Raw genomic sequence first — 20311 nt, 5'->3', positions numbered from 1 at the left:
TTTCTCCTGCGGGCCGGACCGTAAATCCGGAGCATGGTTGATAATCGCCGACGGGCGCGAGGCAGCCATTCTAACGAATACGGACGAAGGAGAGTATTACGGGGAGTTACAGGGACGTCATTAACAATGCCCGGCGCTGCAGTTTTCGGCCTGGAAAACTCCCGCCGTACGGAAGTTTTCCAGGGAGAACCTGTCGCCGTATTATCGCTGGGAACCGGCCAGCTCCCGCTCAACCATCGCCGACAACTGCCCCCATCCGGGGCGGGTCAGGCGGATATTGTCCACCAACACGGTTGGGGTACTGGTAACGCGAAGCTGCATGGCCACTCGACGGCTCTGCTCGATTTCTTCGACGTGGAGATCCGTGGTCATACACCGACTGAAACGGCGGTCATCAAGCCCCAGATCCTCGGCGTAGCGGCTAAAGGTATCAACCGGGCTGCTGGAACCGCTCCATTCGGTCTGCATGTCGAACAACTTGTCGTGCATGGCCCAGTAGCCATCCTGGTCACCCGCGCAACGAGCGGCCTGTGCCGCTGGCATGGCGTTGTCGTGCTGCTGGAGTGGCAGATCAAAGTACACAAACCGCACCTTGCCGGACTCCACGTATTCCTGTTTCAACTGCTGGCTGGCGTCCGAAAAACGCGCGCAGGCGGGGCACTGGTAGTCTGCGAACTCCCGCACCACCACGGGTGCGTCTTCGTCACCAACGGAGACGCCGAAGCGATCCAGTTGGGCAGGAAACGGGTCGGCATTGGGGCCGGCAACCGGCAACTCATCCGAGGTGGGGGCCGGGCTCGCGGTCAGGAAAAATACGCCCACCGCAACAAAAACAAGAACGATGACACTGATGCCGATATACAACGACTTACGATCTTTCTTCCTGTTGGGCGGCGGTGCGCCGGTCTCTTTTCTTCTTTTTGCCTCGCCCATGGTAGAGCTCCTTATTGTTTATTCATTCGTGGACGTTTTCACGCGGTAATGAGCACGCTAAGATCTTTATACATTACATAAGTTCCAACAAAAATTAAGGAATTCTCATGGCCTTACCCGAATCCCTGAAGACATCGCTGAGCCTCCCACTGGTGGCGGCACCCATGTTCCTGATCTCCGGCCCGGAGATGGCGCTGGCCTGCTGCAAGCAGGGCATTGTTGGCAGCTTCCCGGCCCTGAACCAGCGCACCAGCGAAGGCTTCGAGGAATGGGTGATTCAGATGAACGAAGGCCTGAAAGACTTTCGGGAAACCCATCCGGACCAAACAGCCGCGCCTTACGCCGTGAACCTCATCGTTCATCGCACGAACCCGCGCTGGGAGGCCGATCTGGACCTGTGCGTGAAACACCAGGTGCCCATAGTGATCACCTCACTGGGAGCCGCCACCAAAGTGACCGAAGCGGTGCACAGTTACGGCGGCCTGGTATTCCACGATGTCACCAACCAGAAACACGCCCGCAAAGCAGCCGAAGCAGGTGTGGATGGCATTATCGCGGTGTCTGCCGGTGCGGGCGGACACGCCGGCATCATTAATCCGTTCGTGCTGGTGCACGAAATCCGAGAGGTATTCGAGGGCGTGATCCTGCTTGCCGGCGGGCTTTCCAAAGGCGAAGATATTCTGGCCGCCCAGGCGATGGGCGCTGACCTTTGCTATCTGGGCACGCGATTTATCAATACCACGGAATCGCGGGCGGAAGCGGCCTACCAGAACATGATCATCGAAGCGGTATCGGGCGATATCATCCACACGCCGGCGGTGTCAGGGATTCCCGCAAACTTTATGCGTCAGAGTCTGGAAGCCGCCGGCTACCCCATGGATAAACTGAACCAGGCCGGTGAGCTGAATTACGGCGATAAGCTCAAGCCCGTGGACGACGAAGCCAAAGCCTGGAAAACCGTCTGGTCCGCCGGCCAGGGCGTCAGCCAGATCACCGACGTTGTATCGGTCAGCGATCTTGTCGGGCGAATTGGTGATGAATATCGACGTGCCCGTGCGCGGCTCTGTGAGTAGAGCCGCCGAGCGCACTTATACCCGGAACTGGGATGCCTTGCCCTGCAGGGTGTCCAGTAGTTCCCCGATCTGCCCGCTGGCCTGATCTGAGCGCTCAATGGCGTCAACGGTTTCACCGGACAGGCGGGCAATGTCCGTCACGCTGACGCTGACTTCCCCCGCATTCCTGCTCTGCTCTTCCGCAACCGCCGAAATCTCAAGCGCGCGTTTCTGCAAACTACCCAGCATTTGGTTGATCTGGTCGAAGTGCTCGTCGGCGCGACGGAATTCGGCGGACGATTCCGCCACCTGCCCCGAAACCTGATCAATCACGGTCACGGTCTGGCGGCTGCCCCGCTGAAGGCGATCAATAATGCCCTGAATTTCCGTGGTGGATTCCTGGGTGCGGCTGGCCAGGGTACGCACTTCATCGGCCACGACCGCAAAGCCGCGCCCGGATTCGCCCGCCCTCGCCGCTTCAATGGCAGCGTTAAGCGCCAACAGGTTGGTCTGCTCAGCAATAGCTCCGATTACCGAGAGCACGGAATCAATTTCCGTACTCTGGCTGTTCAGCTCATTGACCGCCGCGACGGCCTGCTCCACGTTAGCAACAACCTGATCCAGACGCCCTCTTACATCACGGGAAATCGATGCCGTTGCCTCACTCTCCGCGTTTACGTTCTGGACGGAACCGGCTATTTCCTGGACGCTGTCAGCCACTTCGGCAATGCTGCCCGACATTGCCGACATGGTCTCCGACACCTCCGCCACTTCCTGCTGCTGGCGATTAACGGCCGATACCGCATCGCGGCTGATCTGACCTTGTTCTCTGGCTCTCTCAGCGGCTGATTCGGCGGACGACTTTACCTCTGACACCAACTCCTGGATGCGCGCAATGAACTGGTTCATGCCCCGTGCCATTTCCGTCAGTTCGTCGCGGCCCTTGAGGGATACCCGTCGGGTCAGATCGGCCTCACCGTCGGCTATCTGCCAGATCGCCGAACTCAACCGGAGCACACGGGGAAGAAGACCGCCGCCGAGCACGGCCGCCACCAGAACGATCAGCACAACCACGGAGCCGATGGCAAGGAATGAGAGATTGGAGGAAAGGCTATCTGCCTCACGATCCAGTGCCTCCACGGTGCTATCAATACGTGCCTGCGTGTCTTCACCCATGGTGGCAAGCTGTTGCTGCAGGCGCTGGTTGACCTCTCCGGTCTCAGCCTCCAAAGTCTGGCGCAGCGCGTCGATACTGCCGGTGATGGTCTCACTGAATTCTTCTTCCAGGGCAGCGAGGTCACGGTTGATCCCTTCCAGTGAGAGCCCCATTTTCAGCTGACCAATCGCCGTGCCCTGGGGTTTTATATCGGCGGTGATAATAACCACATTGGGATCGCGACTTGCCGCATCCAGAACTTTGTTTGCTGCACCACGGCCTTCCCCCTGCTCCATTAAGGTGCGTACGCGATCATCCGTGCGATCAACATAACGGGTCAGCCTTTCCCCATATTGATCGTAATAAATCGCAAAAAGAACCGACTCCCGGGCATCCGCCAGCTCAATAAGATCCGTCAACCGCGGCACGTCCCGATCCCAGATCAGTGGCGCAGCGACCGCCGCCAGTACCTCCGCCAGCCCCTGCGCTTCAGACATGACCGCTGACCGAACGTTGTTCGCCACCCGCTCCTGTTGTGCCGTCTGCTGACGCGTCAATTCACCCGCCAACTCTTCCGTGGTCCTCTGCTGCATGAGCTGCAGGCGATTACGGACGTCTTCGCGCGTGTCACCAAACGACGCACTGACTTCCCGACTACTGGCCTCAAGAGCGGAACCGGCGGTCTCGACCAGGCTGTTCACCTGGTTGGAAATCAGCCATTGGCTCATGGCCACCTGCACCACGCCAGCAACAATCAGGATCAGGAAAACAGGTCGCAGCAAGCGGCTGGTTACCAGTGCCTTCAGAAAACGAGGGGGCATACGGACTCCGTCAACACGTTTGAATCACACATCCCGGCGGCAGGACGTGGCCTGCCCGGCCATGCTTATGCCTGACTATAGAGCAAAACGTAGACCACGGGGTGACGTGTTCGTGTACCGATTTTGTAACAACCCCGTGAAATTGTTTGAAATTGGGAGTCAGTCGCTCTCTCATTGGCGCCCGCCTGACGAAGACCGTTAGCGATACGGGGACTCGTTTGTGAACTTTCCAGGCCAATGGGCGTAAGCTACTGGACACATCAATGAAAGCAGGTGATCGAGAATGCTGGGATTTCCGAAGGGCGATCCGAAGAAAAAGCTGCAGAAGGAATACGAGGCCAAGTTGCAGAAGGCGCTCCACGCCCAGCGCAACGGTGACTTACGTACCCATGGCACGTTGATGGAGGAAGCGGAAAAAATTTACGCAGAGATTGAAAAGCTTTCCACCAAAGGCTAAAACGTATTTTCCGGTGAATCGGTCTACATATAGAAAACAGATGGCATCATGAACCATACACTACGGCGTTTTGTCGGATACATACTGATGCCATTGCTTGCGGCTCTCAGCTTCCATTCTGCCGCGAACGATCAGCTTCAGCCCACCTACCGCTTTTGCGAAGACCCTTGGCCCCCCTACACAGTCGGCGAGACCAGCCTGCCCCCCAAAGCCGGCATGGCGGTTGAGCTTTTCGAGGAACTGGAACAACGCCTGGGCATGGCATTTCACCTCAGGCTTCTGCCCTGGAAGCGCTGCCTCTTATGGGCTAAAGAAGGCAAATACGATGGCGTGATGTTATTGACCCGCAATAAGGATCGATCCCGATACCTGAGTTTCTCCGTGGCGGTCCATCAGGATGCCAACGTGGTCTGGGCCTTGAAAAGCCGTACTTTTGAGCGAGACTTCCGAACCTTCAAAGACTTTCAGGGACTGAGGATAGGGCTGACGGAAGGATTCAACTATGGAGAGGCCTTTGACCAGGCGGTTAAGGAATACCGGCTGAAGGTAGACCCGGGCCCAACCATTCTCAGCAACATGTTGAGGCTTGCTCTGGGGCGAATCGACATTTTTCTTGTCAATCGGGTTGCTGGTGAATCTGCCATTGAAGACCGCCCGAACCTGCGGAAAAAGCTCACTCACCAGCGGGGTCCGTTCAAGGCGGTTCCATTCTTCATTGGTCTGTCAAAGTCGTCACCAATCGGGGCGGAGGTTCCTCGCTTCAATGAGGCATTGGAGGACATGAAACAGGATGGAACCATCAACCGGATCTTTGGAGCCGACAGACACTGAGAGACTGCTCAGAAATTTGGCGCGCCAGGGGTGACGCAACCAAGCCCTACATGGACGTATTTACGGGCGTTTTCTGAGCAGTCTCTGCCACCGGTGCGCGCCCGCGAAATCAGCAGGCTACAGAGGCAAAGCCCAGTGCTTATCGAACCTTAGGATCCAGCTCACCAGAAGCATACCGCTCAAACATACGCTCGAGGTTGACCGGTTTGATCTTGCTGGCGTTGCCGGCAGTACCGAAGGCTTCGTAGCGGGCGACGCAAACGTCGGTCATCGCCTGCATGGTCGCCTTCAGGAATTTACGCGGGTCGAACTCGGCCGGGTTCTGGGCCAGGAAGCGACGGGTTGCACCGGTACTGGCCAGGCGCAGGTCGGTGTCGATGTTGACCTTGCGAACGCCATGCTTGATGCCTTCAACGATTTCCTCAACCGGCACACCGTAGGTTTCCGGGATCTCGCCGCCGTATTCGTTGATGATCTTCAGCCACTCCTGGGGCACGGAGCTGGAGCCGTGCATAACCAGGTGGGTGTCCGGGATGCGGGCATGGATCTTTTTAATCTGCTCGATGGCAAGGATGTCACCGGTCGGCGGACGGGTGAACTTGTAAGCACCGTGGCTGGTTCCGATGGCTATGGCCAGGGCGTCCACGTGGGTTTTCTTGACGAAATCCGCCGCTTCTTCCGGATCGGTCAGCATCTGGCTGTGGTCCAGGGTGCCCTCTGCGCCAATGCCGTCTTCTTCGCCGGCCTGCCCGGTTTCCAGGGAGCCCAGGCAACCCAGCTCGCCTTCTACAGAGACGCCACAGGCGTGGGCCATCTCAACGGTGCGACGGGTAACATCGACGTTGTATTCGTAGTCGGTCGGGGTTTTGCCGTCTTCACCCAGGGAGCCGTCCATCATCACCGAGCTGAAGCCCAGTTGGATAGAGCGTTGGCACACGGACGGGCTGGTGCCATGGTCCTGGTGCATAACCACCGGAATATGGGGAAACTCCTCAATGGCCGCCAGAATCAGGTGACGCAGGAAGGGGGCACCGGCGTATTTGCGGGCACCGGCTGAGGCCTGGACTATCACCGGGGAGTCGGTTTTGTCAGCCGCTTCCATGATGGCGCGCATCTGCTCAAGGTTGTTCACGTTATACGCCGGTACACCGTAACCATGCTCGGCGGCGTGGTCCAGCAGTTGCCGCATCGATATCAGGGCCATTGGGGTTGTCTCCTTGGTTTATTAAACAATGTCTTTGGCAGACTTCTCTGGTTTGGAGTCTGCGTCGGAGGGCAGAGACACTCTCCCGGGACACGCTGTAAATACGTCCGTGTACGCTCGACAAAAACATCCATGTTTTTGACGGTCCCGGGAGAGTGTCTCTGCCCTCCTCGCGATTCAAGCTTGTGCTATACGCCGCGCTGTTCGAGTACAGCAACCGCTGGCAGGGTTTTACCTTCCACGAATTCCAGGAAAGCACCACCACCGGTGGAAATGTACGAAATCTTGTCACTCACACCGTACTTGTCAACGGCAGCGACGGTATCACCGCCGCCAGCCAGGGAGAAAGCGTCGCTTTCGGCGATGGCTTTCGCCAGGGATTGGGTGCCGTTGCTGAACTGGTCGAATTCGAAGACGCCGACCGGGCCGTTCCAAAGAATGGTCTTGGAGGACTTCAGCAAGCCGGCGAATTTGGAGGCGGTTTCGGGACCGACGTCCAGAATCATGTCGTCTTCGGTCACGTCGTCAATTTTTTTAGTGGTGGCTTTCGCTGTTTCAGCGAATTCGCTGGCGACAACTACATCTACAGGCAGCGGAATTTCAACGCGGGAGGCGATTTCGCGGGCCGTGTCGATCAGGTCGTGTTCACACAGGGATTTGCCGACCGGATGGCCAGCGGCTGCCAGGAAGGTGTTGGCGATGCCGCCACCGACGATGATGGAGTCGCAGACTTTTTCCAGGGCGTTGAGCACGTCCAGTTTGGTGGATACTTTGGAGCCGCCGACAATCGCAACCACGGGTTTGGCCGGGTTATCCAGGGCTTTGCCGAGGGCTTCCAGCTCTGCGGCCAGCAGCGGGCCAGCGCAGGCTTCCGGGGCGAAGCGGGCAACGCCATGGGTAGAGGCCTGGGCGCGGTGGGCGGTGCCGAAGGCGTCCATCACGTAGACATCACACAACGCAGCGTACTTTTTGGAAAGCTCTTCGTCGTCTTTTTTCTCGCCCTTGTTGAAACGGACGTTTTCGAAAAGGACGACTTCGCCGTCGGCTACATCAACGCCCTCGAGGTAATCGGTAATCAGACGAACGTCCTGACCCAGTACCTTGCTGAGGTGGTCGGCCACCGGTTTCATGGAGGAGGCTTCGTCGTAAACGCCTTCTTCCGGGCGGCCGAGATGGGACATCAGCATGACCTTTGCGCCTGCGTCCTTCGCCGCCTTAATCGTCGGCAGCGAGGCACGGATGCGAGCGTCGCTGGACACTTCACCATTTTTTACCGGTACGTTGAGGTCTTCACGAATCAGTACCCGCTTACCGGCGAGATCCAGATCGGTCATTCTCTTGATAGTCATCGTTGTTCATCCCCTGATCAAAATGTGTCAGTGGCTGGAGAGCCAGTGTTTGCTGACGTCCAGCATCCGATTTGCGAACCCCCACTCGTTATCAAACCAGCACAGCACCTTCACCATGGTGCCGCCGGTTACGCGCGTCTGGCCTCCGTCGACGATGCCGGAGTGGGCGTCGTGATTAAAATCGGAGCTGGCCAGAAGCTCATCGGTGTAGCCCAGAATGTGTTTCAGCGGGCCATGGGCGGCGTTTTTTAGTAAGTTGTTCACCGCCTCCACCGAGGTGTTTTCTCTGACATTCACCACCATGTCGATTGCCGACACGTTCATGGTGGGCACCCGCATGGCCACCGAGCTGAACTTGCCTTCCATGTGAGGCAGCAAGCGCTCAATGCCCTTCGCAAGGCCTGTGTCGACCGGAACAATGTTGTGCAGGGCGCTGCGGGTTCGGCGCAGGTCCTGATGGTGGTAGGCGTCGATCACCGGCTGGTCATTCATGGCCGCATGAATAGTGGTTGTCGTGCCGTGCTCCACCCCCAATGCTTCATCAAGTACCTGGATAACCGGTACCAGGCAATTGGTGGTGCAGGAGGCAGCAGCCACGATACGGTCAGACTCGGCCAGTTGGTCCTGATTCACGCCATAAACAATGGTGCGATCCACATCGGATTCCGCCGGTTGTGAGAACAGCAGGCGTTCAGCACCAGCCTTCAGGTGTTGCTCGGCCGTCGCGCGGTCGGTGAAAGCACCGGAGCACTCCAGCACCAGATCAATGCCCAGCTCGTCCCAGGGCAGCTCCGATGCTTCGGCGCAACGGACGACGCGAATACGGTCCCCGTTTACCAGCAGGGAATCTCCCTCAACGTTTATCTCACCCTGGAATCGACCATGGGTGGAGTCGTAGCGGGTGAGATGGGCAATGGTATCGATGTCCGCCAGCTCGTTAATCGCGACCACCTGAAGGTGATCGCGAAAACGATTCTCGTAGAGTGCACGCAAGACGCACTGGCCGATACGGCCGTATCCATTGATGGCGATGCGATACGGTGCAGCGGTGCTCATCAGGCTTCCAGCAGCTCCCCGGCCACAGCGACAATGTTGTCTACCGTAAAGCCGAATTCCTTGAACAGCTCACCGGCAGGCGCAGACTCACCGAAGGTGCTCATGCCCACCACGCGGCCGTCCAGGCCAACGTACTTGTACCAGTAATCTTCAATAGCGGCCTCGACGGCGATCCGGTTGGTCACTTCAAGCGGCAGTACTTCCTGCTTATACGCGGCGCTCTGGGCGTCGAAGGTGTCTGTGGATGGCATGGACACCACGCGAACCTTGTTACCCTTCTGGCGCAGCGCTTCGGCCGCGTCCTGAGCCAGCCCCACTTCACCACCAGTGGCGATGAGGATCAGGTCCGGCGTGCCTTCGCTGTCTGACAGGATGTAGCCACCCTTGGCGATGTTGGCCAGTTGCTCGGCATCACGCTGCTGGTGCGGCAGTCCCTGACGGGAAAAGACCAGCGCAGTCGGGCCATCGACACGCTCCAGGGCAGCTTTCCAGGCGACCGCTGACTCAACGGCATCCGCCGGACGCCAGGTGCTCATGTTAGGCGTGGTGCGCAGGCTCGCCAACTGCTCGATGGGCTGATGCGTTGGGCCATCTTCGCCCAGGCCGATGGAGTCGTGGGTGAACACATAGATGGAGCGCTGTTTCATCAACGCGGCCATGCGCACGGCGTTACGGCAGTACTCCATAAAGATCAGGAAGGTAGCGCCGTAAGGTACGAAGCCGCCATGCAGGGCGACGCCGTTCATAATGGCTGCCATGCCGAATTCGCGAACACCGTAGTAAACGTAGTTACCGCTGGCGTCTTCTTTGGTCAGTGGCTTACTGCCATTCCAGATGGTGAGGTTGGAGCCCGCCAGGTCGGCAGAGCCACCCAGCAGTTCCGGCAGCATCGGGCCATAGGCGTTCAGGGTGTTCTGGGACGCCTTGCGGCTGGCAACAGTTTCGCCTTTGTCCTGGCACTCCTGAATATACGCCTGGGCCTTCTCGGAGAAGTCCGCCGGCAGTTCTCCGGCCATACGACGCTTGAGCTCAGCGGCCAGTTCCGGTTCCGCCTTTTCGTAGGCAGCAAACGCCTGCTCCCACTCAGCCTGCGCGGCGGCGCCTTTTTCACGGGCATCCCAGGCACCGTATACTTCAGACGGGATCTCGAAAGCACCGTGGTTCCAACCCAGCTTCTCGCGGGTCAGTGCAATTTCGTCCTCACCCAGCGCAGCGCCGTGACAGGCTTCGGTGCCTTGCTTGTTGGGTGAACCAAAACCAATGATGGTCTTGCAACAAATCAGTGTGGGCTGAGTTGTGTTCGCCCGGCCGGCCTCAATCGCAGCGCGAACGGCCTCCGGGTTATGGCCATCAACCTCGGGAATGACCTGCCAGCCATAAGCTTCGAAACGCCTGGGCGTGTCGTCGGTAAACCAGCCGTCCACTTCACCGTCGATGGAAATGCCGTTGTCGTCGTAGAACATGATCAGCTTGCCAAGGCCCAATGTGCCGGCCAGGGAAGACACCTCGTGGGAAATGCCTTCCATCAGGCAGCCATCGCCCAGGAAGGCGTAGGTGTAGTGATCAACAACATTGTGGCCAGGGCGGTTGAACTGCTCCGCCAGGGTTTTCTCCGCCAGCGCAAAGCCGACCGCATTGGCAATGCCCTGCCCGAGCGGCCCCGTGGTGGTTTCAACGCCCGGTGTATAACCGTACTCAGGGTGGCCCGGGGTTTTGGAGTGCAGTTGACGGAAGTTCTTGATGTCGTCGATGGAGACGTCATAGCCGCTCAGGTGCAGCAGGGAATACTGCAGCATGGAGCCATGGCCGTTGGACAGCACAAACCGGTCACGGTTAGCCCAATTGGGATTTGCCGGGTTGTGGCTAAGGAAATCGTTCCAGAGGACCTCGGCGATGTCCGCCATACCCATGGGCGCGCCCGGGTGGCCGGATTTGGCTTTCTGAACCGCATCCATGCTCAGCGCGCGAATGGCGTTGGCGAGATCTGTGCGAGACGGCATTGACGTTTCTCCAGTTTTTGGTCGGCAAAAGGTGAACGGTTAAAAAGAAGGCGCGTATTTTCGCCGATTAGTGACCACCGGGGCAAATCGGCGACACTCTTTTTATGGAAGTTTTACGGATGTTTTCAACGCCGGAATTTTTGCACAGAAATTTTATCTGATTTTTCAAACAGATCTAAATCTATATCAATTTATTTTGATATAGATGTTGATTGCCCGGAAAGACATGCCTACACTTCTTTCCCATGACATCCATGACCACACCTGCAACTGACCTGTCCTCCGTGGACGCCCTGGCACCGATCTTCAAAGCGAGCGGTGACCCGTTACGCCTGGAGATTCTGCGGGTGTTGCGTCGGGACACCTTTGGCGTACTGGAGCTGAGCCAGCTCTTCGAGATGCGCCAGTCGGGCATGAGCCATCATTTGAAGGTGATGCACAAGGCAGGACTGCTGGAACCCCAGCGGGAAGGCAACGCCATTTTCTACCGGCGCCCCCTGAACCTCGAAAGCGACAAGCTGACGGACCAGACCATCCGCCAGGTTTTCCAGAGCGTGGACCGTATTCCGCTGCCTGAGCATCTGCAGGAAAAGATCGAAGCCATCCGCAATCAGCGCGCGGACCAGTCCCAGGCCTTCTTCTCCCGTTACGCCGAAAAATTCCGGGAGCAACAGGAACTCATTGCCGCGTTTGACCTCTACGCCGAACCGGTGGCGAACCTGATTCGTAATCGTTCCGAGCGTCATGACTGGAAAACGGCCCTGGAAATCGGCCCCGGTGAAGGCGCATTCCTGCCGGTGCTCTCGAAGATCTGCAATCACGTGGTGGCACTGGACAACTCCCGCGACATGCTGGCCAAGGCCACCCGTACCTGCATCGAAGAACGTCTGAACAACGTCGATTTGATTGAAGGTGTTACCGACAACCTGTTGGCTCGTGGTGACGATTTTGACCTGGTGGTGGCCAACATGGTCCTGCATCACGTACCCAGCCCCGCGGACATTTTTCTGGATGCCTCGGCACTGATGAACACCGGTGGCTGCCTGTTTGTCAGTGATCTGTGCAGCCATGACCAGGATTGGGCGAAGGAAGCCTGCGGCGATCTGTGGCTGGGTTTTGAACCGGAAGAGCTTACCAGTTGGGCCACCGATGCAGGCCTGGCTGCGGGTGAGTCGCTGTTCATCGGGCTGAGAAACGGCTTCCAGGTGCAGGTGAGAGAATTCTGGAAAACCGCAGAGTCCACATAGGACAGAAACAAAACTGTATCAATTTTTTTTGATATAGAAATATGCAGACTCAGAAAACTGATTTACGATACCAACATCAAAACTGCCGGCCTCAATCAAGAACCCATTGCCGGCCCGAATTTGCAACGCTCACAGAGGAACAACCCTATGTCTGATTACAGCGTCTTTACTTCCGAATCGGTCTCTGAAGGCCACCCTGATAAACTGGCTGACCAGATTTCCGATGCCGTCCTCGACGCCATTCTGGTCGACGACCCCCATGCCCGGGTTGCGTGCGAAACCATGGTAAAGACCGGGGTCGCTATCGTCGGTGGGGAAATCACCACCAGCGCCTGGGTGGATCTGGAAGACCTGGTGCGCGGCGTGATCAAGGACATCGGCTACACCTCCTCTACCGTGGGCTACGACGGTGACACCTGCGGCATTATCAACATCATCGGCAAGCAGTCCGTGGACATTGCCCAGGGCGTTGACCGCCAGAAGCCGGAAGACCAGGGCGCCGGCGACCAGGGCCTGATGTTCGGCTACGCCAGCAACGAAACCGACGTGCTGATGCCGGCCCCGATCACTTTCTCTCACCGTCTGGTACAACGCCAGGCCGAAGCCCGCAAGAGCGGCTTGCTGCCATGGCTGCGCCCCGATGCGAAAAGCCAGGTCACCTGCCGCTATGAAAACGGCAAGGTCACCGGCATCGACGCCATTGTTCTGTCCACCCAGCACGACGAAGACGTGTCCCAGGCAGATCTGAAAGAAGCCGTCATGGAACTGATCGTCAAGCACGCTCTGCCGGCGGAGTTGCTGCACAAGGATACCCAGTTCCACATCAACCCGACTGGCAAGTTCGTGATCGGCGGCCCTGTGGGCGACTGCGGCCTGACCGGTCGCAAGATCATTGTCGACACCTACGGCGGCATGGCCCGTCACGGCGGCGGCGCCTTCTCCGGCAAGGACCCGTCCAAGGTGGACCGTTCAGCCGCTTACGCCGGCCGTTACGTGGCGAAGAACATTGTCGCCGCTGGCCTGGCTGAAAAGTGCGAGATCCAGGTGTCCTACGCCATCGGCGTGGCGCAGCCAACGTCCATCTCCCTGAACACCTTCGGCACTGGCAAGATCAGCGACGACAAGATCATCAAGCTGGTCCGCGAGCACTTCGACCTTCGCCCGTATGCAATTACCAACATGCTGGACCTGCTGCACCCGATGTATCGGGCCACCGCGGCCTACGGCCACTTTGGTCGCGAGCCGGTTGAGATGACGGTTGGCGGCAAGACGTTTACTGCCTTCCCATGGGAGAAGACAGATCGGGCTGACCTGTTGAAGGATGCCTCTGGTATTTGATTTGAAGACCGGTCGTACACACGACCATCACCACTATTTATACGACGGGAGAACACCATGAGCACTCCGGTAGAAAAACTGAAGCAATTCGATGATTACAAAGTTCGCGATATCTCTCTCGCGGGCTGGGGCCGTAAGGAAATCAACATCGCCGAAGGCGAAATGCCTGCGCTGATGGCCCTGCGTGAGAAATACAAAACCGAGCAGCCGCTGAAAGGCGCCAACATCATGGGCTGCATTCACATGACCATCCAGACCGCCGTGCTGATCGAAACACTGGTTGAGCTGGGCGCCACAGTGCGCTGGTCATCGTGCAACATCTTCTCGACCCAGGATCAGGCAGCCGCCGCGATTGCCGAGAGTGGTGTCCCTGTTTTCGCCTGGAAAGGTGAGACCGACGAAGAATACGACTGGTGCCTCGAACGCACCGTTGGCGCCGACGTAGAGGGCTGGGAACCCAACATGATTCTGGACGACGGCGGCGACCTGACGGCCCTGCTCCATGAAAAGTATCCGGAGATTCTGGCTAACTGCCACGGTGTCACCGAGGAAACCACCACCGGCGTACACCGCCTGCAGGAAATGCTGCGTGACGGCAAGCTGAAAGTGCCGGCCATCAACGTCAACGACGCGGTTACCAAGTCCAAGAACGACAACAAGTACGGCTGCCGCCACAGCCTGAACGACGCCATCAAGCGCGCCACCGACCACCTCATGGCCGGCAAGAAAGCGCTGGTGATTGGTTATGGTGATGTGGGCAAGGGCTCTGCGGCCTCCCTGCGCCAGGAAGGCATGATCGTCAAGATCACCGAGGCCGACCCGATCTGTGCCATGCAGGCGTGCATGGATGGCTTCGAGGTAGTGTCCCCATACCTGGACGGTGTGAACACCGGCACCGAAGCGGGCGTGGACAAGGCGCTGCTGCAGAACACCGACCTGCTGGTGACCACCACCGGCAACATGAATGTGTGTGACGCCAACATGCTCAAGGCCATCAAGAGCGGTGCCGTGGTGTGCAACATCGGCCACTTCGACAACGAAATCGACACCGCCTATATGCGCAAGAACTGGGAGTGGGACGAGGTCAAACCGCAGGTGCACGTGGTGTATCGCGACAAGGCCACCAACGACCACCTGATCCTGCTGTCCGAAGGCCGCCTGGTGAACCTCGGTAACGCCACCGGCCACCCGTCGCGGATCATGGACGGCTCATTCGCCAACCAGGTGCTGGCGCAAATGCACCTGTTCGAGCGCAAGTTTGCCGATCTTCCGGAGGACGCCCGCGAGAAGGGTATCTATGTTCAGGTTCTGCCCAAGCAGCTGGATGAGGAGGTGGCCCGTGCCATGGTGGAAGGCTTTGGTGGCGTGATCACCAAAATGACACCGGAGCAGGCGAAATACATTGGTGTACCGGTCGAAGGCCCGTACAAGCCGGAAAGTTACAAGTACTGATCAGGTAGTAGCAGCATGGAAACCCAGAAACAGTTCAAACGCCGCTTCAGCTTTGAGTTTTTCCCGCCCAAGACCGACAAGGGCTGGGAAAAGCTGCAGGGCGTGCGCAATACGCTGGCCGAGGTTGACCCGGATTTCTTCTCGGTCACCTTCGGTGCCGGCGGCTCCACCCGGGACCGCACCGTGCAGACGGTGCTGGACCTTCACAAACGGGGCGTGTCCACCGCACCGCATCTGTCCTGCGTGGGCGCCACCCGCGACAGCATTGCGGAACTGCTGGATGTCTATCGCGACAACGGCATTAACCGCATCGTCGCCCTGCGTGGCGACATGCCATCAGGCATGGGCGCCGCCGGTGAACTGCGGTACGCCAATGAGCTGGTCAGCTTTATCCGCGAGTACAGCGGCGATACCTTCAATATTGAAGTAGCGGCCTACCCGGAGTTCCACCCCCAGGCCCGCACCGCGGAAGACGACCTGAAGAACTTCGCCCGCAAGGTTGAAGCAGGCGCCAACAGCGCCATCACCCAGTACTTCTTCAACGCGGACAGCTACTTCTACTTTATCGACCGTCTGGAGAAGATGGGCGTTACCATTCCGGTGGTGCCGGGCATTATGCCCATCGTCAACTTCTCCAACCTGACCCGCTTCTCGGACATGTGCGGTGCGGAGATCCCCCGCTGGATCCGCAAGCAGCTGGAAGCCTACGGCGACGACAGCGACAGCATCCGCAAGTTTGGTGAGGAAGTGGTCACCGAAATGTGCGCGAAACTGCTTGCCGCCGGGGCGCCCGGGCTTCACTTCTATACCCTGAACCAGGCGGAACCGAGCCAGAGTATCTGGAAAAACCTGGGGATTGGTGAGCGGGAGAAGATTGCGTTTTAAGATTCGCTGCTTTCCCCAACTCTCCCCAACGCTCCCCAAACCCTCTCCCTCCATGGGAGAGGGCTCCCCCTCCAACCATTTGATTTTCTGCATTTCTCCGCCTGATGGTCTAAAGTGTAAGGGTTGCAGTTCCACAAACCGCCCCCGGAAAGAACAGGCTTGATCAGCCCGCATTTCTGGAGCACTCCACCGGGTGCACGGGCAACAAAAGTAAAAACAGGAGATTGTATGAGCACCAAATGGCTTAAGACGGTTGGCGCAACACTGGCACTTACCGTTGCCGCAGGCACTGCCAGCGCAGAGACCCTGCGCGTCGTCACCGACCCCAGCTTCGTGCCGTTCGAAATGATGGATCAGGAAACCGGCGAGATGATCGGTTTCGACATGGAGATCATCCGCGAAGTGGCAGACCGTGCCGGCTTTGAGATCGACCTGAACACCATGGACTTTAACGGCATCATCCCTGCCCTGCAGACGGGCAACGTGGACATCGCCATTGCCGGGATCACCATCACCGAAGAGCGTGAAGAAATCGTTGATTTCTCCGATCCGTATTACGACTCCGGCCTGCGCATCCTGGTGCGCCAGGACAATGGAAAAGTCGAGGAAATTTCAGACCTCGAAGGTGTGAAGATCGGCACCAAGATCGGCAGCACCAGCTACGACTACCTGATGAAAACGCTGGACGAAAATGACGGCGTAACGCCCTACCCAGGCAGCTCAGACATGTACATGGCGCTTATGTCAGGCGCCGTTGACGCTGTGTTCTACGATGCGCCTAACGTTGGCTACTTCGCCAGCACCCGTGGTGAAGGCAAAGTTAAAACCGTTGGCAAGCTGTACGAAGGCCAGCAGTACGGCATCGCCCTGAAAAACGGCAGTGAGTGGGTGGATGACGTTAACGAAGCCCTGGCTTCCATCAAGGAAGACGGCACCTACAAGAAAATCTACGAGAAGTGGTTCGGCCCCATGCCGGAAGACATGTAAAACTGAAAACCACAGCCGGGGTGTACAACGCCCCGGCTGGTAACTCCCCATCCAACGGAGACATCCACTGTGGAATTCCAGTTTCAGTTTGACTGGCAGGCAGCCATCAACGCCGTTCCTTATTTGCTCAAAGGTATTCCCTATACCCTGCTTATTTCTTTTGGCGGCCTCGCCATTGGTTTTGTGCTGGGCATTATTTTCGGCCTGCTGAGCATCAACAAAAAATGGTTTTTTCGCTGGCCCGCAACCGCGTACATCGAAATTTTCCGCGGCACCCCCATTCTCGTGCAGGTGCTGTTTATCTTCTACGGTCTGCCCGATCTGGTTGGCGGCCCGATTGACCCGCTGACCGCCGGTATCGCCGCCATTGCCCTGAACTCCGGCGCCTATATTTCCGAAGTGGTCCGGGGCGGCGTGCAATCCATCGACAAGGGTCAGACCGAGGCCGGCCTCTCTCTGGGCCTGTCGCGCTCCCAGACCTTCTGGTCGATTATCTGGCCCCAGGCCTTCCGCCGCATGATTCCGCCCTTGGGCAATCAGGCGATCGTGAGTATCAAGGACACGTCACTGTTCTCGGTCATCGGTGTGGGCGAGCTGGTTCGCCAGGGCCAGGTGTACATCGCCAACACCTTTACCGCCTTCGAGGTCTACTTCGTGGTGGCGATCATGTACCTCGCGATTACCCTCTCCCTCTCACTCGTGCTCCGCCTGATAGAGCGGCGCGGACTGGCTTCTGTCTGAAGGATAGGTACCCATGACACAGATCGTGCAAATGCAGGGCATGAACAAGTACTTCGGTACCCTGCATGTCCTCAAGGAAATTGACCTGACCGTTGAAGCCGGCGAAGTGGTGGTGGTTATCGGCGCCAGTGGCTCCGGCAAATCCACCCTCATCCGCTGCGTTAACGGCCTGGAAGAGTTCGAGTCCGGCAAGCTGGTGGTGGACGGTAACGAGCTTGCCCCGAAGAGTGGCAACCCGAAAGCCCTGGCTGAAATCCGCAAGGAAGTCGGCATGGTGTTCCAGCAGTTCAACCTGTTCCCGCACCTGACGGTGAAAAAGAACATCATGCTGGCGCCCAGGAAGGTCAAGGATGCCCCCGAAACCGTCGCCAACGCCACGGCGGAGAGACTGTTGAACCGCGTCGGTATCGGCAGTCAGGCTGACAAGTTTCCCAGCCAGCTCTCGGGCGGCCAGCAGCAGCGCGTAGCCATTGCCCGCGCACTGGCCATGGAACCCCGGCTGATGCTGTTCGACGAACCCACCTCCGCGCTGGACCCGGAAATGATCGGCGAAGTGCTGGACGTGATGCGAGAGTTGGCCAAGGAAGGTATGACCATGATGGTGGTCACCCACGAAATGGGCTTCGCCCGGGAAGTGGCCGACCGCGTGATCTACATCCACGAAGGCCAGATTGTCGAGGAAGGCAAACCGGCGGATGTGTTCGACAATCCGCAGAATGAACGCACCCAGGCATTCCTGAGCCGGGTGTTGGCGCACTGACTTACCCCGCCAGACGCGTTAAAGCAACTGGCGGGTGATCCTGTACTCCTTCTCGATCTTGGTATGGGAATCATCCGCCAGAAACCGCGCAATCTTCTTGCCCAGTAACGGCACTTCGCACCAGACATTCAGCGTAACGTAGTTGATGCAGGCCTGGTCTGTGCCCTGCAGGCGCATATTGCCCTTGATCTTCGCGGGCACGCCTTCAATTTTTACCCGGAACTCGCAATGCCATTCCCCGTCGTCCTTGCGGAACCAGTGCTCTTCCTGGCGTACGCGATTCCACTCTTTGTGAAAGCTCGCCAGGATGCCGGGCACCTCGGTGGAGGCCGTCATTTCACGCTCAACCACAACCTTCGCGGACAAGTCGTCACGGGTCAGCTCCGGTATATTCACATTGCGCGAACCCAGCCGCTGGTTTTTCTCCTGGATATGGGCCTCGTCGAAGAAAGCCCCAAGCACCCGGTCCAGGCCAGCATCGTATGAATGTCTCAATTCCAGTTCCATAAAGGCCTCCGTAAAAGAATGGCCTGATTGTGCGCGGTGAGTTTCATTCACACATTGGCCCGCCGGTCATCGGTGGATGGCATAGTGGTCAGCAGGCGTTGTTAACTGTAATATTCGCACTGGTTAACAGCCGACCTTTTGTTGGAACCTGACAGAACCCCACCGTTTGATGGAGATTTATCATGCGCAACGCTGACCTCGTCGCCCGCGGCCTCAAATCCGTATGGCACCCCTGCACCCAGATGAAAGACCACGAAGGCACCTTGCCCCTGGTGCCCATCAAACGGGGCGAAGGTGTCTGGCTTGAGGACTTCGAAAGCAACCGCTACATCGACGCCGTGAGCTCCTGGTGGGTCAACCTGTTCGGCCATGCGAACCCCAGAATCAACGCGGCTATTCAGGAGCAGATTGGTCAGTTGGAGCATGTGATCCTGGCGGGGTTTACCCACGAGCCGGTGGTCAGCCTCTCCGAGAGACTGATCGAAGTGACCCCTGAAGGCCTCAATAAGTGCTTCTACGCCGACAACGGCTCTTCTGCGATTGAAGCCGCGCTCAAGATGAGCTTCCACTACTGGAAGAATCAGGGCAAACCGGGCAAGAAAAACTTCGTCAACCTGAGCAACAGCTACCATGGCGAAACCCTGGGGGCACTGGCACTGGGCGATGTTGCCCTCTACAAGGACACCTATCAGCCGCTGCTGATGGAAGTCATGACCGCGCCCTCCCCGGATGCGTTCAACAAGGAGCCGGGCGAGACCGACGAGGAGTACGCGCTGCGGCAGTTCGAGGCCATGGACGCGCTACTGGCCGAAAAGCATGACGAAATCTGTGCCGTGGTGGTCGAACCACTGATTCAGTGCGCAGGGGGCATGCGCATGCACCATCCGATTTACCACACCAAACTGCGCGAAGCCTGCGACAAATATGGCGTGCACCTGATCGCCGACGAGATCGCAGTTGGCTTCGGCCGCACCGGCACCCTGTTCGCCTGCGAGCAGTCCGGTATCACTCCGGATTTCATGTGCCTGTCCAAAGGCCTGACCGCGGGCTACCTGCCATTGTCGGTGGTGTTGACAACGGACACCGTCTACAACGCCTTCTACGACGATTACGAAACCCTGAAGGCCTTCCTGCACAGCCACAGCTACACCGGCAACCCCATCGGTTGCGCCGTGGCGCTGGCCACCCTGGACATCTTCCGCGACGACAACGTCATCGAAAACAACAAACGCCTGAGCACCTGTATGGCAGACTCCGTCGCCCACCTGGCGGACCACCCCAACGTCGGCGACATCCGCCAGCACGGCATGACCCTGGCGGTGGAAATGGTGAAAAACAAAGCCACCAAAGAGCCCTTCCCCTGGCAGGAGCGGCGCGGCATCCGCGTATACCAGCATGCGCTCACCCGCCAGTCGCTATTGCGGCCACTGGGTAACGTAGTCTACTTTATGCCCCCTTACGTGATCACCGAAGAACAGATCCGCCACCTGGCCCAAGTGGCCACAGAAGGCATCGAAATCGCCGTACGGGACTGA

The 20311-nt window shown here is 58.1% G+C and carries 18 protein-coding genes; 11 read left to right on the top strand and 7 right to left on the bottom strand.

Annotated features, from left to right (window positions below):
• Positions 1–201: 201 nt before the first annotated feature.
• Complete coding sequence (locus SIC19_RS14350; protein WP_127401824.1) at positions 202–933, bottom strand: DsbA family protein; 732 nt, start codon at positions 931–933, stop codon at positions 202–204.
• Between the two features lie 107 nt (positions 934–1040).
• Here SIC19_RS14350 and SIC19_RS14345 point away from each other — a divergent pair, with 107 nt between their 5' ends.
• On the top strand, positions 1041–2006 hold the full coding sequence (locus SIC19_RS14345) for an NAD(P)H-dependent flavin oxidoreductase (protein WP_036209028.1): 966 nt from the start codon (positions 1041–1043) through the stop codon (positions 2004–2006).
• Between the two features lie 15 nt (positions 2007–2021).
• Here SIC19_RS14345 and SIC19_RS14340 read toward each other — a convergent pair whose 3' ends face one another.
• Positions 2022–3962 (bottom strand): methyl-accepting chemotaxis protein, encoded by a 1941-nt coding sequence (locus tag SIC19_RS14340; RefSeq protein ID WP_127401825.1) that lies wholly within the window; start codon positions 3960–3962, stop codon positions 2022–2024.
• 283 nt (positions 3963–4245) lie between these two features.
• Between SIC19_RS14340 and SIC19_RS14335 the strand changes: the two genes are divergently transcribed.
• Together SIC19_RS14335 and SIC19_RS14330 are read left to right on the top strand one after the other, a co-directional pair.
• The gene (locus tag SIC19_RS14335) at positions 4246–4419 is read left to right on the top strand and encodes a DUF6435 family protein (RefSeq protein ID WP_127401826.1); all 174 of its coding nucleotides are present in this window, start codon (positions 4246–4248) and stop codon (positions 4417–4419) included.
• Positions 4420–4467: 48 nt separating this feature from the next.
• Positions 4468–5250: a substrate-binding periplasmic protein gene (locus SIC19_RS14330; RefSeq protein WP_127401827.1), complete on the top strand. Its 783-nt coding sequence runs from the start codon at positions 4468–4470 to the stop codon at positions 5248–5250.
• Positions 5251–5389: 139 nt separating this feature from the next.
• Here SIC19_RS14330 and fba read toward each other — a convergent pair whose 3' ends face one another.
• The 4 genes from fba to tkt form a co-directional block, all read right to left on the bottom strand.
• Complete coding sequence (gene fba, locus SIC19_RS14325) at positions 5390–6454, bottom strand: class II fructose-bisphosphate aldolase (RefSeq protein ID WP_127401828.1); 1065 nt, start codon at positions 6452–6454, stop codon at positions 5390–5392.
• A 188-nt stretch (positions 6455–6642) separates the two neighbouring features.
• Positions 6643–7803, bottom strand: coding sequence for a phosphoglycerate kinase (locus tag SIC19_RS14320; RefSeq protein WP_127401829.1), 1161 nt, complete (start codon positions 7801–7803; stop codon positions 6643–6645).
• Positions 7804–7830: 27 nt separating this feature from the next.
• On the bottom strand, positions 7831–8859 hold the full coding sequence (gene gap, locus SIC19_RS14315; RefSeq protein WP_036208995.1) for a type I glyceraldehyde-3-phosphate dehydrogenase: 1029 nt from the start codon (positions 8857–8859) through the stop codon (positions 7831–7833).
• Positions 8859–10859, bottom strand: a complete 2001-nt coding sequence (gene tkt, locus SIC19_RS14310; RefSeq protein WP_127401830.1) for a transketolase — start codon at positions 10857–10859, stop codon at positions 8859–8861. Before tkt ends, gap begins: the two co-directional genes overlap by 1 nt.
• A 245-nt stretch (positions 10860–11104) precedes the next feature.
• Between tkt and SIC19_RS14305 the strand changes: the two genes are divergently transcribed.
• The 7 genes from SIC19_RS14305 to SIC19_RS14275 all read left to right on the top strand — a co-directional run bounded on the left by SIC19_RS14305 (position 11105) and on the right by SIC19_RS14275 (position 18269).
• Positions 11105–12106, top strand: a complete 1002-nt coding sequence (locus SIC19_RS14305; protein ID WP_091642941.1) for a metalloregulator ArsR/SmtB family transcription factor — start codon at positions 11105–11107, stop codon at positions 12104–12106.
• 147 nt (positions 12107–12253) lie between these two features.
• The gene (metK, locus tag SIC19_RS14300; RefSeq protein ID WP_127401831.1) at positions 12254–13444 is read left to right on the top strand and encodes a methionine adenosyltransferase; all 1191 of its coding nucleotides are present in this window, start codon (positions 12254–12256) and stop codon (positions 13442–13444) included.
• Positions 13445–13501: 57 nt separating this feature from the next.
• A complete protein-coding gene (gene ahcY / locus SIC19_RS14295; protein WP_127401832.1) occupies positions 13502–14896 on the top strand; it encodes an adenosylhomocysteinase in 1395 nt (464 codons plus the stop codon).
• Positions 14897–14911: 15 nt separating this feature from the next.
• Positions 14912–15781 carry a methylenetetrahydrofolate reductase [NAD(P)H] gene (gene metF / locus SIC19_RS14290; RefSeq protein WP_041334077.1) on the top strand — a complete coding sequence of 290 codons (870 nt, stop codon included), beginning with the start codon at positions 14912–14914 and terminating at the stop codon, positions 15779–15781.
• Between the two features lie 228 nt (positions 15782–16009).
• On the top strand, positions 16010–16768 hold the full coding sequence (locus SIC19_RS14285; protein WP_075194435.1) for a transporter substrate-binding domain-containing protein: 759 nt from the start codon (positions 16010–16012) through the stop codon (positions 16766–16768).
• A 69-nt stretch (positions 16769–16837) separates the two neighbouring features.
• The gene (locus SIC19_RS14280; protein ID WP_041334074.1) at positions 16838–17509 is read left to right on the top strand and encodes an amino acid ABC transporter permease; all 672 of its coding nucleotides are present in this window, start codon (positions 16838–16840) and stop codon (positions 17507–17509) included.
• A gap of 13 nt (positions 17510–17522) precedes the next feature.
• Complete coding sequence (locus SIC19_RS14275; RefSeq protein ID WP_036208977.1) at positions 17523–18269, top strand: amino acid ABC transporter ATP-binding protein; 747 nt, start codon at positions 17523–17525, stop codon at positions 18267–18269.
• An 18-nt stretch (positions 18270–18287) separates the two neighbouring features.
• On the opposite strand, the gene SIC19_RS14270 is transcribed toward SIC19_RS14275, so the two are convergent.
• Positions 18288–18776, bottom strand: a complete 489-nt coding sequence (locus SIC19_RS14270; protein ID WP_036208948.1) for a DUF2505 domain-containing protein — start codon at positions 18774–18776, stop codon at positions 18288–18290.
• Between the two features lie 182 nt (positions 18777–18958).
• Between SIC19_RS14270 and SIC19_RS14265 the strand changes: the two genes are divergently transcribed.
• Positions 18959–20311, top strand: coding sequence for an adenosylmethionine--8-amino-7-oxononanoate transaminase (locus tag SIC19_RS14265; RefSeq protein ID WP_041334068.1), 1353 nt, complete (start codon positions 18959–18961; stop codon positions 20309–20311).

It is taken from the genome of Marinobacter sp. MIT930201, assembly GCF_047122665.1.
Lineage (GTDB): Bacteria > Pseudomonadota > Gammaproteobacteria > Pseudomonadales > Oleiphilaceae > Marinobacter > Marinobacter salarius.
The sequence above is the reverse complement of the archived record's forward strand: the minus strand, read 5'-3'. Positions and strand labels throughout refer to the sequence as shown.

What these genes read in the sequence shown, in the direction of transcription:
- SIC19_RS14270 (WP_036208948.1), bottom strand. Translation starts at nt 18,776, where the DNA reads ATGGAACTGGAATTGAGACATTCATACGATGCTGGCCTGGACCGGGTG.
- SIC19_RS14275 (WP_036208977.1), top strand. Translation starts at nt 17,523, where the DNA reads ATGACACAGATCGTGCAAATGCAGGGCATGAACAAGTACTTCGGTACC.
- metK (WP_127401831.1), top strand. Translation starts at nt 12,254, where the DNA reads ATGTCTGATTACAGCGTCTTTACTTCCGAATCGGTCTCTGAAGGCCAC.
- SIC19_RS14350 (WP_127401824.1), bottom strand. Translation starts at nt 933, where the DNA reads ATGGGCGAGGCAAAAAGAAGAAAAGAGACCGGCGCACCGCCGCCCAAC.
- SIC19_RS14285 (WP_075194435.1), top strand. Translation starts at nt 16,010, where the DNA reads ATGAGCACCAAATGGCTTAAGACGGTTGGCGCAACACTGGCACTTACC.
- SIC19_RS14335 (WP_127401826.1), top strand. Translation starts at nt 4,246, where the DNA reads ATGCTGGGATTTCCGAAGGGCGATCCGAAGAAAAAGCTGCAGAAGGAA.
- SIC19_RS14345 (WP_036209028.1), top strand. Translation starts at nt 1,041, where the DNA reads ATGGCCTTACCCGAATCCCTGAAGACATCGCTGAGCCTCCCACTGGTG.
- SIC19_RS14330 (WP_127401827.1), top strand. Translation starts at nt 4,468, where the DNA reads ATGAACCATACACTACGGCGTTTTGTCGGATACATACTGATGCCATTG.
- fba (WP_127401828.1), bottom strand. Translation starts at nt 6,454, where the DNA reads ATGGCCCTGATATCGATGCGGCAACTGCTGGACCACGCCGCCGAGCAT.
- SIC19_RS14305 (WP_091642941.1), top strand. Translation starts at nt 11,105, where the DNA reads ATGACATCCATGACCACACCTGCAACTGACCTGTCCTCCGTGGACGCC.
- SIC19_RS14265 (WP_041334068.1), top strand. Translation starts at nt 18,959, where the DNA reads ATGCGCAACGCTGACCTCGTCGCCCGCGGCCTCAAATCCGTATGGCAC.
- SIC19_RS14320 (WP_127401829.1), bottom strand. Translation starts at nt 7,803, where the DNA reads ATGACTATCAAGAGAATGACCGATCTGGATCTCGCCGGTAAGCGGGTA.
- SIC19_RS14340 (WP_127401825.1), bottom strand. Translation starts at nt 3,962, where the DNA reads ATGCCCCCTCGTTTTCTGAAGGCACTGGTAACCAGCCGCTTGCTGCGA.
- gap (WP_036208995.1), bottom strand. Translation starts at nt 8,859, where the DNA reads ATGAGCACCGCTGCACCGTATCGCATCGCCATCAATGGATACGGCCGT.
- metF (WP_041334077.1), top strand. Translation starts at nt 14,912, where the DNA reads ATGGAAACCCAGAAACAGTTCAAACGCCGCTTCAGCTTTGAGTTTTTC.
- ahcY (WP_127401832.1), top strand. Translation starts at nt 13,502, where the DNA reads ATGAGCACTCCGGTAGAAAAACTGAAGCAATTCGATGATTACAAAGTT.
- tkt (WP_127401830.1), bottom strand. Translation starts at nt 10,859, where the DNA reads ATGCCGTCTCGCACAGATCTCGCCAACGCCATTCGCGCGCTGAGCATG.